This is a genomic window from Streptococcus sp. HMSC064D12, from assembly GCF_001837205.1.
GTDB classification, from domain to species: domain Bacteria; phylum Bacillota; class Bacilli; order Lactobacillales; family Streptococcaceae; genus Streptococcus; species Streptococcus salivarius_D.
This window is the reverse complement of sequence record NZ_KV831751.1, coordinates 129,314-141,800: the sequence shown is the minus strand read 5'-3', so window position 1 is coordinate 141,800 and position 12,487 is coordinate 129,314. Positions and strand designations below refer to the sequence as shown.

The following is a 12,487-nucleotide window of genomic DNA, read 5'->3' as shown; positions in this document are numbered from 1 at the left end:
AGGATTATATGATGAAATACGAATGGAGAAAAGAAGAAAAAAGTCTATACAGTGTAAAACAAATGCCTATTCTTGTAGAAGTACCAAAACAAAAATTTATTTCGATAGATGGGAATGGTAATCCGAATGAAGCGGATTTTTCAAACAGAATAACAGCACTGTACTCACTGGCCTACTCTATTAAGATGATGTACAAAAATGCAATGAAAAGTAATAGTAGTGTTGATATCACAGATTTTACAGTATATCCATTAGAGGGCCTTTGGAAAAAATTAAATCAAACAGTGCTTGATAAAAGTAAATTAGAATACACATTAATGATTAAGCAGCCAGATTTTATTACACAAGAGATGTTTACAACTGCAATGGAGAGTGTGAAAAAGAAAAAACCTAATGTCTTGTATGAAGAAATAAGTTTTAGGGAAATAGAAGGGGGAAAAGCTGTTCAGATGTTACATATTGGCAGTTATGATAATGAGCCTAGAACATTTGAACAGATGGATGATTTTACTAGGAAGCTTGCTCTAACAAGAATAGGTGATTTCCATAGAGAAATATATCTAAGCAATAAAAATAGAACATCGGAAGATAAACAAAAAACAATCTTAAGATATTTAGTAAAATAGAAGAGTCTTATCACGATAAGTCTACTCTCGTTTTTTGTCTACAATCATAGGATAGTATCAGTTTTTCGTAGTTTACTATAAGAAAACGATTCCATATTAGTATATACTATTACTGAAATAATCTTGAATCATAAGAGGTAGAACAATGACTAAAAAAATGACTTTTCCTGACGGATTTTTGTGGGGTGGTGCTACAGCGGCCAACCAATGTGAGGGTGCCTATGATGCTGATGGACGTGGTTTAGCCAATGTTGACGTGGTGCCAATTGGTGAGGATCGTCTTTCAATTATCACTGGACGTCGTAAGATGTTTGATTTTGAGGATGGCTATTTCTATCCAGCTAAGGAAAGTATCGACATGTACCATCGTTACAAGGAAGATATTGCTCTCTTTGGTGAAATGGGCTTTAAGACCTATCGTCTTTCTATTGCTTGGTCACGTATTTTTCCTAAGGGGGATGAGGCTGAGCCCAATGAAGCTGGGCTTGCCTTTTATGAGGACCTCTTCAAGGAATGTCATAAGTATGGTATTGAACCTTTGGTGACAATCACACACTTTGATTGTCCCATGCACTTGATTACCGAGTATGGTGGCTGGCGTAACCGTAAGATGCTTGGTTTCTATGAAAATCTTTGCCGTACCCTTTTCACACGTTATAAAGGTTTGGTTAAGTACTGGCTCACATTCAATGAAATCAATATGATTCTCCATGCACCATTTATGGGAGCAGGACTCTGCTTTGAAGAGGGTGAGAATGAGGAGCAGGTTAAATACCAAGCAGCTCACCATGAGTTGGTAGCTTCAGCTATGGCGACGAAGTTGGCCCATGAGATTGACCCTGAAAATAAGGTTGGTTGTATGTTGGCAGCAGGTCAATATTATCCAAATACAGCCCACCCACGTGACTACTGGGCAGCCATGCAAGAAGATCGTAGTAGCTATTTCTTTATTGATGTTCAGGCTCGTGGAGAGTATCCAAATTATGCTAAGAAGCAGTGGGAACGTGATGGCATTGAGATTGAGATGATTGAAGAAGATTTGGCCCTTCTTAAAGAGCATACTGTTGATTTTATTTCTTTCTCTTACTATGCAAGTCGTGTGGCTTCAGGTGATCCAGAAGTTAATGAAAAGACCGCTGGAAATATCTTTGCCTCTATTAAAAATCCATATTTGGAAGCTTCAGAGTGGGGCTGGCAAATTGACCCACTAGGTCTTCGTATTACCCTTAACGCCATTTGGGATCGTTACCAAAAACCGATGTTTATTGTTGAAAATGGTCTCGGTGCTGTGGATACACCAGATGAAAATGGTTATGTCGAAGATGATTATCGTATCGACTACTTGGCAGCCCATATCAAGGCCATGCGTGATGCTATCAATGAAGATGGTGTAGAGCTTTGGGGCTACACAACATGGGGTTGTATCGACCTTGTTTCTGCTGGAACTGGTGAAATGAAGAAACGTTATGGCTTCATCTATGTGGACCGTGACAACGATGGTAATGGTAGCCTTAAACGCTCTAAGAAGAAATCATTTAATTGGTATAAAGAAGTTATCGCAAGTAACGGTGCCTCTGTAGAATAGTCTATGAGTTCTCGACTAATGACATCTACGGTAAAGGTGGGGAGCAAGAGAATCTACAAGATCTAATTGATACTCTAGGGGCGAATGATTATATCAAACTTAGAGGACATGCGGATTTGCGTGACGTCTACCCACAGTATGAACTTTACGTCACCACCTCTCAGTGGGAGACCTTTGGTTTGACTCTGATGGAAGCGGTAGGAGCAGGTTTAGCCCTGGTTGGTTTTGATGCCCGTTATGGCAATCCAACCTTCATCAAAGACGGTGAGAATGGCTATCTGGTTACTTATAGCGAGACTATGGATGAGGACCTGCTTGTTTCTCAGATGGCGGATAAAATTGTATTTGCCTTAGAGAGTAATCTTGAGTCTATGCACCAAGCCTCATACGACCTGGCAAAACAGTATTTGAAACCTGAAATTCTAGAAGCTTGGAGAAAGCTCTTGATAGCAATACGATAAGTGTTTTAAAAAAGCCCTATCTCTGGAAACTGTAGTGACAAAAAAGTTACTACAGTTTTTTTATCCTCCAAGCAAAATAGGCTAAATTATGGTAAAATAGAAGGTATTGAAAAATCATCATTTCACGAAAGGAAGCAAGATGAAAATTACGCAAGAAGAGGTAACCCACGTTGCCAATCTTTCAAAATTGAAATTCTCTCCAGAAGAGACAGCTGAGTTTGCGACAACCTTGTCTAAAATTGTCGACATGGTGGAATTGTTGGAAGAAGTGGACACAACAGGTGTTGCCCCAACAACGACCATGGCTGACCGCAAGACCGTATTGCGTCCGGATGTTGCTGAAAAAGGGACTGACCGTGACCGCTTGTTTAAAAATGTACCTGAAAAAGATAACTATTACATCAAGGTACCAGCTATCCTAGAAGATGGAGGAGATGCCTAATGTCATTCAACAATAAAACCATTGAAGAGTTGCACGACCTCCTTGTCTCTAAGGAAATTTCAGCAACGGAATTGACACAAGCGACGCTTGATGATATCAAGGCGCGTGAAGAAGCCGTCAATGCCTTTGTAACGGTGGCCGAAGAAGCTGCCCTTGCGCAAGCTAAGGCCATTGATGAAAAAGGAATCGATGCAGACAACCTCTTGTCAGGGATCCCACTCGCTGTCAAAGATAATATCTCAACAGATGGCATTTTGACAACTGCGGCTTCAAAAATGCTCTATAACTACGAGCCAATCTTTGATGCGACAGCTGTTGCCAATGCCAAAGCCAAAGATATGATTGTCATCGGGAAGACCAACATGGATGAGTTTGCCATGGGTGGATCTGGTGAAACATCTTACTATGGCGCGACTAAAAACGCTTGGGACCACAGCAAGGTGCCTGGTGGATCTTCTAGTGGTTCAGCAGCTTCTGTCGCTTCAGGTCAAGTCCGTTTGTCTCTTGGTTCAGATACTGGTGGTTCCATCCGCCAACCGGCTGCTTTTAACGGGATTGTTGGTCTCAAACCAACTTATGGAACGGTTTCCCGTTTTGGTCTCATTGCCTTTGGTAGCTCACTTGACCAAATTGGTACTTTCTCACCAACGGTTAAGGAAAATGCCCAATTGCTTAATGTCATTGCCAGCGAAGATGCCAAGGATTCAACTTCTGCACCTGTTCGTGTAGCAGACTTTACTTCTAAGATTGGTCAAGACATTAAAGGCATGAAGATTGCCCTTCCTAAGGAATATCTCGGTGAAGGGATTGACCCAGAAGTCAAAGAAACCATCCTTAACGCAGCTAAACACTTTGAAAAATTGGGAGCAACTGTCGAAGAAGTTAGCCTTCCACACTCTAAATACGGGGTTGCTGTTTACTACATCATTGCTTCATCTGAAGCTTCTTCAAACTTGCAACGTTTCGACGGTATTCGCTATGGTTTCCGTGCAGAAGATGCTAAAAACTTGGATGATATCTACGTGAACACTCGTAGCCAAGGCTTTGGCGATGAGGTCAAACGCCGTATCATGCTTGGTACCTTTAGTTTGTCATCTGGTTACTACGATGCTTACTACAAGAAAGCTGGTCAAGTCCGTACCCTTATTATCCAAGACTTCGAAAAAGTCTTTGCGGATTACGACCTTATCCTTGGTCCAACAGCTCCAAGCGTGGCCTTTGATTTGGATTCGCTCAACCATGATCCGGTTGCCATGTACTTGGCTGACCTTTTGACCATTCCGGTCAACTTGGCAGGTCTTCCAGGGATTTCGATTCCTGCAGGTTTTGCGCAAGGTCTTCCCGTTGGTTTGCAGTTGATTGGTCCTAAGTATTCTGAAGAAACTATCTACCAAGCTGCAGCTGCCTTTGAAGCAACGACGGATTACCACAAGCAACAACCCCTTATTTTCGGAGGTGACAATTAATGAACTTTGAAACAGTCATCGGACTTGAAGTCCACGTTGAATTGAATACAAACTCAAAAATTTTCTCACCAACCTCTGCCCACTTTGGGAACGAGCAAAATGCCAACACTAATGTGATTGACTGGTCTTTCCCAGGTGTGCTTCCTGTCTTGAACAAGGGTGTTGTGGACGCTGGTATCAAGGCTGCTTTGGCGCTGAATATGGATATCCATCAGCACATGCACTTTGACCGTAAGAACTACTTCTACCCTGATAATCCAAAGGCTTACCAAATTTCGCAATTTGACGAGCCAATCGGATATAACGGTTGGATTGAAGTGCAATTGGAAGACGGCTCAACTAAGAAAATCGGGATTGAACGTGCCCATTTGGAAGAAGATGCCGGTAAGAACACCCATGGAACAGATGGATTCTCTTACGTAGACCTTAACCGTCAGGGGGTTCCATTGATTGAAATCGTATCTGAAGCAGATATGCGTTCTCCAGAAGAAGCCTACGCTTATTTGACAGCTTTGAAAGAAGTTATCCAGTACACTGGTATTTCAGACGTCAAGATGGAAGAAGGATCTATGCGTGTAGATGCCAACATTTCCCTTCGCCCATATGGTCAAGAGGAATTTGGTACCAAGACTGAGTTGAAAAACTTGAACTCTTTCTCAAACGTCCGTAAAGGTCTTGAATACGAAGTGCAACGCCAAGCGAAAATCTTGCGTTCAGGTGGTGTCATTCGTCAAGAAACACGCCGTTATGATGAAGCTAATAAGAGCACTATCCTTATGCGTGTCAAAGAAGGAGCAGCGGATTACCGTTACTTCCCAGAACCAGACCTTCCATTGTTTGAAATCTCAGATGAGTGGATTGAGGAAATGCGCACAGAGTTGCCAGAGTTTCCAAAAGACCGTCGTGCTCGCTATGTGGCAGAACTTGGCTTGTCTGACTATGATGCCAACCAATTGACAGCTACGAAAGTTACTTCTGACTTCTTTGAAGCAGCCGTAGCCCTTGGCGGAGATGCTAAACAAGTCTCTAACTGGCTCCAAGGTGAAGTCGCACAATTCTTGAACGCAGAAGGCAAAACGCTTGAAGAAATCAAGTTGACACCAGAAAACTTGGTCGAAATGATTGCCATCATCGAAGATGGAACCATTTCATCTAAGATTGCCAAGAAAGTCTTCGTTCACTTGGCGAAAAACGGTGGCGGTGCGCGTGAATACGTCGAAAAAGCTGGTTTGGTACAGATTTCAGACCCTGAAGTCTTGATCCCAATCATCCACCAAGTCTTTGCAGATAATGAAGCAGCCGTGGCTGACTTCAAATCAGGAAAACGTAACGCTGACAAGGCCTTCACAGGCTTCCTCATGAAAGCAACCAAAGGCCAAGCCAACCCACAAGTAGCCCTCAAGTTACTTGCTCAAGAATTGGCTAAATTGAAAGAAGAGTAATAGATAAAGAACCAGCCGAAAGGTTGGTTTTTTATTTGCAATATTTGTGTTAGACTAGTTGGGAATATTTTTATAGAAGATTTCAGGAGCAAACCAATGAACAAATTCTTAAGAGTCTTATTTATCCTAGTCATCATCGCCATGACTGGTGCTATTATTTTTCAGCTATTTTTCCCAACCTATATGGGAAGTCATTCGGGGTATGGTATTTCAGTTGGATGGCAGAGGGAGATTGGTATTTGGAATGTGGCGGTTTTGGTCATCCTCCTTGCCGTTAACCTCAAGTACGATTGGTTTTATTTGAGAGCAGTTCTGATTGCTTTGATTCTGGGAGGCCTAGGTATTGGAACCAATCATTTCCTTAGCTATCTTCAATACCATCACTCTGTTAATGCTGTTGGAGCTTTTGAGAATTATCTTTTAGTTCTTGGCTGGATTGTCGGTTGGTGGATAGAGCATTCCTCAAGAAAAACAGTTTAATTTTTCTGAAGTAATCGTCTGACATACAATTCCCTATGTTATAATAAATAGGCATTATCATAATCGAGGAAAACACATGTCTAAACAACTTAAAGGTAGTCTGATGGTCATAACTGCTGGGATTGCCTGGGGAATTTCAGGGGTTTCTGGTCAATACCTGATGGCTCATGGGGTTAATGTCAATCTTTTGACGAGTTTACGTTTGATTCTGGCTGGTACTTTACTAACGGCCTCGGTCTTTTTTAGCCAGCGAGACAAATTAGTACAAGCCATTAAAGATAGGAAAACCTTAGTAAGTATCGCCTTATTTGCTCTCTTTGGTCTGGTCTTGAATCAGTATGCCTATCTCAGTGCTATTCAGTACACCAACGCTGGAACAGCGACAGTCTTACAGTATGTCACGCCAGTCCTTATTCTGGCTTTTGTGTGTGCTAAGAACCGCAGATTTCCAACGGTCTCAGAGTTAGTGGCGATTGTCATGGCTATTGCGGGAACTTTTATCATCGCAACGCATGGTCAGGTGACAGAGCTAGCCATCACACCTATTGGTTTGTTCTGGGGCCTCTTTTCGGCGGTCACCTATGCACTCTATATCCTACTGCCTGCTAAGGCTATTGAAAAGTGGGGCAGTCTGATTGTCATCGGTCTAGGAATGTTACTCGGTGGTCTGATTTTTCCAATTGCTATCCAAGCCTGGAAGTATGAGTTACCCTTGACTGGTGGCAATCTTTTAGCACTCTTTGGGTTGGTCTTCATCGGGACAGTTTTTGCTTATACAGTTTTCCTTAAGGGAACGACCATGGTTGGTGCTGTAAAAGGAAGTCTTCTGGCATCGGTAGAACCAGTGGCATCGGTCATTTTAACGGTCTTAATCATGGGTGACCACTTCTTTGCCATTGATGTGCTTGGAATGATTTTAATTGTTCTTGCCGTTATCCTCATTTCGCTTAAGGATTTAGTAGCCCTTAAAAAACAAGAGAAAATTCAAAGATAAAGATAGAGCTCAAGTGATTGTGGCTCTTTTTCCATACCGTCGTGTCAAAGATGTTCTTAAAAAATAGGACTTAAGTCCCACACATAAACCTTAAAAATATGGTAAAATAAGAGGTAAACTAACATTTTGGAGAGAAAATGAGTATAGACGATTACAGGCCCCATTTTATGGTGGAGGCTGTTTATGATTTGAAACCTGACCAGCTACGTGAACACGGTATTCGTGCTGTCTTGGTCGATTTGGATAATACCTTGATTGCTTGGAACAACCCTGATGGGACTCCTAAGCTACGTGCTTGGTTAGATGAGATGACAGAGGCTGACATTCCGGTGGTTGTGGTCTCTAACAACAAACATGAACGTGTGGAACGTGCGGTTGCCAATTTTCATGTGGATTTCGTGAGTCGTGCCATGAAACCTTTTACGAAAGGGATTAATGAAGCGATTGAGCGTTACCACTTTAACCGTGACGAGGTTGTTATGGTTGGAGATCAGCTCATGACTGACATCAGAGCTAGCCACCGAGCTGGTATTCGCTCGATTTTGGTTAAGCCCTTGGTGCAATCAGATGCTTGGGTAACCAAGTTTAATCGTTGGCGTGAGCGTCGCATGTGGAAAAAGATTGAAAAAGCATATGGTCCAATGACCTTTAACAAAGGAATTTAATGGAAGAATTATTTTGTATTGGCTGTGGAGCCCAAATTCAAACAGAAGATAAAGAAAAGGCTGGTTACACACCCGCTAGCTCTATAAAAAAAGCTGAAGAAACAGGTGAATTGTACTGTCAACGTTGTTTCCGCCTTCGTCATTACAATGAAATTGTGGATGTCCACATCACAGATGATGAATTTTTAAAATTGCTTCATGAAGTTGGTGACAGTGACTCCCTCGTTGTCAATGTCGTTGATATTTTCGATTTTAATGGATCAATCATTCCAGGCTTGTCACGCTTTGTTTCTGGTAATGATGTGCTCTTGGTCGGAAATAAAAAGGATATCCTACCTAAATCCGTTAAAGATGGTAAGGTAACCCAATGGTTGACAGAACGTGCCCATGAAGAAGGCATGCGTCCCGTGGATGTCATGTTGACGTCTGCCCAAAATCATCACGCCATTAAGGAGTTGATTCAGCGTATTGAAAAACTTCGTAAGGGTCGTGATGTTTATGTTGTCGGTGTGACGAATGTTGGTAAATCAACCTTAATCAATGCGATTATCAAGGAAATTACAGGTGATAAAGATATTATCACGACATCTCGTTTCCCAGGAACGACCCTTGATAAGATTGAAATTCCTTTGGATGATGGTACTTACATTTTTGATACACCAGGAATCATCCACCGCCACCAGATGGCACACTATCTGTCAGCGAAGGATCTCAAGTACGTTAGTCCTAAGAAGGAAATTAAGCCAAAAACTTACCAGTTAAATGCAGGCCAAACCCTATTTCTAGGTGGACTAGGACGTTTTGACTTCATTGATGGGAATAAACAAGGTTTTACAGCCTTCTTTGATAATAACTTGAAGCTTCATCGTACCAAACTTGAAGGCGCAGATGCCTTTTATGACAAGCATGTTGGAAGTCTCCTCATGCCTCCTGGACCAAAGGATATTGGCGATTTTCCAAAACTTGTCCGCCACGAGTTCACTGTCAAAGATAAGACAGACATTGTCTTCTCAGGATTAGGCTGGATTCGTGTCCAAGGAAAAGCAGACCAACCAACCATCGTTGCTGCCTGGGCACCAGAAGGTGTTGGCGTCGTCGTACGAAAAGCGATTATTTAAACTTAATAAAGTAGTTAAAAGTATAAAAAGAGTCTTTTCAATGAACATGAAGTTTGCCTAGATTTTCATCATAAGCAAACGATGTGTTTTTCGCCGTGATAGTCCAAGCAACATAAAATGTGACTTAGATTCGGAATTTTTGAGACCCTAGGCTCAAAAATTAGCTATGAAATCGAAGGTTTGCTTGTGTCCGTATCACCCTAGAAAAACAGCAAAAAAATTAAAAGGAATAAACATGTCATTAACATCAAAACAACGTGCCTTCCTCAAATCGGAAGCACACACTCTCAAACCTATTGTACAAATCGGGAAAAACGGTCTTAACGACCACATCAAAACTAGCGTTCGTAACGCCCTTGATGCTCGTGAATTGATCAAAGTAACACTACTCCAAAATACCATGGAAGATATCCATGAAGTTGCCGAAATTTTGGAAGAAGAAATTGGCTGTGATACAGTCCTTAAGATTGGACGTATCTTGATTCTCTATAAAGAATCAGCTAAAAAAGAAAATCGTAAGTTGTCACCAAAGGTCAAAGCTATCCAAAAATAGTTGCCGACTTTGCTTGGTGAAGGAAAAACTAAGGTATAGGAACACTTTTGAAGCATTAAAGCTAGCCTTAAGTCAGTTGTATAATGCTTGAGAAAGAGGAGGCGTACATGGCACTAGATCTCGTAACCCCATTTACAAAGGTTCAACTAGAGGAAGAAATCAAAGATACAGGCCGTAAGCAAGTGGGAATATTAGGTGGAAACTTCAATCCTGTTCATAATGCCCACTTGGTTGTTGCTGATCAGGTGCGTCAGCAGTTAGGTCTCGATGAAGTTCTTCTCATGCCTGAATATGAGCCACCTCATGTCGATAAAAAAGAGACCATTGATGAAAAACACCGCCTTAATATGCTTATGTTGGCTATTAACGGTATCGAAGGATTGGACATCGAAACCATTGAGTTGGAACGTAAGGGAATCAGCTATACTTATGACACCATGAAGCTCTTGACGGAAGCCAATCCTGATACGGATTATTACTTTATTATTGGAGCGGATATGGTCGAATACCTACCTAAGTGGCATCGTATTGATGAACTTATCGAGATGGTACAATTTGTTGGTGTTCAGCGTCCTAAGTATAAGGCTGGAACGTCTTACCCAGTTATTTGGGTGGATGTGCCCCTTATGGATATTAGTTCAAGTGCAGTCAGAGCTTACATTAAGAAGGATCGCACACCTAACTTTATGGTGCCACAGTCTGTACTTGCCTACATCAAGAAAGCGGGGCTCTATAAATGACCTATGAAAAATACCTAGACTATTCTCGTGAAGAACTCCTTGAAAAAGTTCGAGCGGTCATGAGCCCTAAACGCTTCAATCATGTTCTGGGTGTTGAGCGAGCTGCTATTGCTCTTGCTGAAAAGTACGGATATGATACTGAGAAAGCTGGCTTGGCTGGTTTGCTTCATGATTATGCCAAGGAACTTCCAGATCAGGAATTCTTGGAGCTTATCGATAAGTATGAGCTTGATCCTGCATTGAAACAATGGGGGAATAATGTTTGGCATGGCATGGTTGGGATTTACAAAATCCAAGAAGATTTGGGCTTGACTGATCCCGAGATTCTACGCAGTATTGAAATCCATACCGTTGGAAGCCATGAAATGTCAACCCTAGATAAGATTGTCTATGTGGCTGATTATATTGAGCATAACCGTAATTTCCCTTTGGTAGAGGAAGCTAGACAAGTAGCAGAGCAATCCTTGGATAAGGCCGTTGCTTTTGAGACAGTTCATACCGTGGAACACTTGGCTCATCAGGCCTTGCCGATTTTCCCGCAAACCTTGGAAACCTATAATGCTTTTGTGCATTACTTAAAAGATTAATAACAAATTACTGGAGAATATCATTGACTAAAGAAGAATTACTTGAATTGGTTGTCAAAGCTGCTGATGAAAAGCGAGCTGAAGACATTGTTGCCCTTGATTTGTATGGCCTTACAAGCCTAACAGATTACTTTGTTATTTTGAGTGCCATGAATAGCCGTCAGTTGGAAGCTATTGCTGATAACATCCGTGAGAAAGTGAAAGAAGCTGGCCTTGACGCTAGTCACATGGAAGGTGACAACAAGGGTGGTTGGATTCTTTTGGATCTTAACGACGTCGTTGTTCACATCTTTACAGAAGATGAACGTGCTCACTATAACCTTGAAAAACTCTGGCATGAAGCACCAATGGTGGATGTGTCAGCTTATTTGGCATAAGAAAATGAACTCAGTTGGCGACAACTGGGTTTTGTTGCTTAAACTAAAGATTTAATAGGAAGGATAGAGCCTTGTGTTTAGTTGGTTTGTTAACTGAACACGAGCTAAAAGCAGTGAGAAAAAGATAAACTTTCCTTGTATCCGGCGATACGGCAGAAAGTTTCCTATTTTCTCTGTGCTTTTGACGCTCTTTGTATCTTGATTTATGGCTACTTATGAAACTTTTGCGGCGGTTTACGACGCTGTTATGGATGATAGTCTTTACGATTTGTGGACGGATTTTTCGCTTCGTCATTTGCCAAAGACTAAGGATAAAAAGAAATTGCTTGAATTGGCTTGTGGAACTGGGATTCAATCTGTGCGCTTTTCTCAAGCTGGTTTCGATGTAACTGGACTCGATTTGAGTGCTGATATGTTGAAGATTGCGGAGAAGCGAGCGTCTTCTGCCAAACAGAAAATTGACTTTATTGAAGGCAACATGTTGGATTTATCGCAAGCGGGCAAGTATGACTTTGTGACCTGCTATTCAGATTCAATCTGCTATATGCAAGATGAAGTTGAGGTTGGGGACGTCTTCAAGGAGGTTTACAATGCCCTTAATGAAGATGGCGTCTTTATCTTTGATGTGCACTCAACCTATCAGACGGATGAGGTTTTCCCGGGCTATTCCTACCATGAAAATGCAGAAGACTTTGCTATGCTTTGGGATACCTATGAGGATGTGGCACCACATTCTATTGTTCATGAATTGACCTTCTTTGTCCAAGAGGAAGATGGAAGCTTTAGCCGACATGATGAGGTCCATGAGGAGCGTACCTATGAGGTCTTGACTTATGATATCTTGTTGGAGCAAGCTGGCTTCAAATCTTTCAAACTTTACGCTGATTTCGAGGATAAGGAACCGACTGAAACTAGTGCACGTTGGTTCTTTGTGGCGCAAAAGTAAGAACC

14 protein-coding genes and 1 pseudogene are annotated in these 12,487 nt (G+C 41.7%); all 15 read left to right on the top strand.

The window, feature by feature from the left end; all coding sequences use genetic code 11:
- The first annotated feature begins 11 nt into the window (after positions 1-11).
- On the top strand, positions 12-626 hold the full coding sequence (locus tag HMPREF2697_RS06905; protein WP_070850179.1) for a GyrI-like domain-containing protein: 615 nt from the start codon (positions 12-14) through the stop codon (positions 624-626).
- A 145-nt stretch (positions 627-771) separates the two neighbouring features.
- Positions 772-2,211, top strand: coding sequence for a 6-phospho-beta-glucosidase (locus HMPREF2697_RS06900; RefSeq protein WP_070850095.1), 1,440 nt, complete (start codon positions 772-774; stop codon positions 2,209-2,211).
- A gap of 20 nt (positions 2,212-2,231) precedes the next feature.
- A pseudogene (locus HMPREF2697_RS10175) lies at positions 2,232-2,672 on the top strand (glycosyltransferase); the annotation flags it as partial.
- A 139-nt stretch (positions 2,673-2,811) separates the two neighbouring features.
- Complete coding sequence (gene gatC, locus HMPREF2697_RS06890) at positions 2,812-3,114, top strand: Asp-tRNA(Asn)/Glu-tRNA(Gln) amidotransferase subunit GatC (RefSeq protein ID WP_002884769.1); 303 nt, start codon at positions 2,812-2,814, stop codon at positions 3,112-3,114.
- Positions 3,114-4,580 carry an Asp-tRNA(Asn)/Glu-tRNA(Gln) amidotransferase subunit GatA gene (gene gatA / locus HMPREF2697_RS06885; RefSeq protein WP_064523870.1) on the top strand — a complete coding sequence of 489 codons (1,467 nt, stop codon included), beginning with the start codon at positions 3,114-3,116 and terminating at the stop codon, positions 4,578-4,580. The genes gatC and gatA overlap by 1 nt, the downstream gene beginning before the upstream one ends.
- The gene (gene gatB / locus HMPREF2697_RS06880; protein ID WP_003018306.1) at positions 4,580-6,022 is read left to right on the top strand and encodes an Asp-tRNA(Asn)/Glu-tRNA(Gln) amidotransferase subunit GatB; all 1,443 of its coding nucleotides are present in this window, start codon (positions 4,580-4,582) and stop codon (positions 6,020-6,022) included. Before gatA ends, gatB begins: the two co-directional genes overlap by 1 nt.
- Positions 6,023-6,118: 96 nt before the next feature.
- Positions 6,119-6,502 (top strand): hypothetical protein, encoded by a 384-nt coding sequence (locus tag HMPREF2697_RS06875; protein ID WP_014632691.1) that lies wholly within the window; start codon positions 6,119-6,121, stop codon positions 6,500-6,502.
- Between the two features lie 76 nt (positions 6,503-6,578).
- Positions 6,579-7,496, top strand: coding sequence for a DMT family transporter (locus tag HMPREF2697_RS06870; RefSeq protein ID WP_070850092.1), 918 nt, complete (start codon positions 6,579-6,581; stop codon positions 7,494-7,496).
- Between the two features lie 137 nt (positions 7,497-7,633).
- Entirely contained in the window at positions 7,634-8,161 is a 528-nt protein-coding gene (locus HMPREF2697_RS06865; RefSeq protein WP_070850090.1) for a YqeG family HAD IIIA-type phosphatase, read from the top strand.
- Positions 8,161-9,279 (top strand): ribosome biogenesis GTPase YqeH, encoded by a 1,119-nt coding sequence (gene yqeH / locus HMPREF2697_RS06860; protein WP_070850088.1) that lies wholly within the window; start codon positions 8,161-8,163, stop codon positions 9,277-9,279. The genes HMPREF2697_RS06865 and yqeH overlap by 1 nt, the downstream gene beginning before the upstream one ends.
- Positions 9,280-9,514: 235 nt before the next feature.
- Positions 9,515-9,832, top strand: a complete 318-nt coding sequence (yhbY, locus tag HMPREF2697_RS06855) for a ribosome assembly RNA-binding protein YhbY (protein ID WP_002884193.1) — start codon at positions 9,515-9,517, stop codon at positions 9,830-9,832.
- Between the two features lie 107 nt (positions 9,833-9,939).
- Entirely contained in the window at positions 9,940-10,572 is a 633-nt protein-coding gene (locus tag HMPREF2697_RS06850; protein ID WP_002884372.1) for a nicotinate-nucleotide adenylyltransferase, read from the top strand.
- Complete coding sequence (gene yqeK / locus HMPREF2697_RS06845; protein WP_045769063.1) at positions 10,569-11,159, top strand: bis(5'-nucleosyl)-tetraphosphatase (symmetrical) YqeK; 591 nt, start codon at positions 10,569-10,571, stop codon at positions 11,157-11,159. Before HMPREF2697_RS06850 ends, yqeK begins: the two co-directional genes overlap by 4 nt.
- 23 nt (positions 11,160-11,182) lie before the next feature.
- On the top strand, positions 11,183-11,536 hold the full coding sequence (rsfS, locus tag HMPREF2697_RS06840) for a ribosome silencing factor (protein WP_014632696.1): 354 nt from the start codon (positions 11,183-11,185) through the stop codon (positions 11,534-11,536).
- Between the two features lie 205 nt (positions 11,537-11,741).
- Complete coding sequence (locus HMPREF2697_RS06835; RefSeq protein WP_045769064.1) at positions 11,742-12,482, top strand: class I SAM-dependent DNA methyltransferase; 741 nt, start codon at positions 11,742-11,744, stop codon at positions 12,480-12,482.
- Positions 12,483-12,487 lie beyond the last annotated feature (5 nt).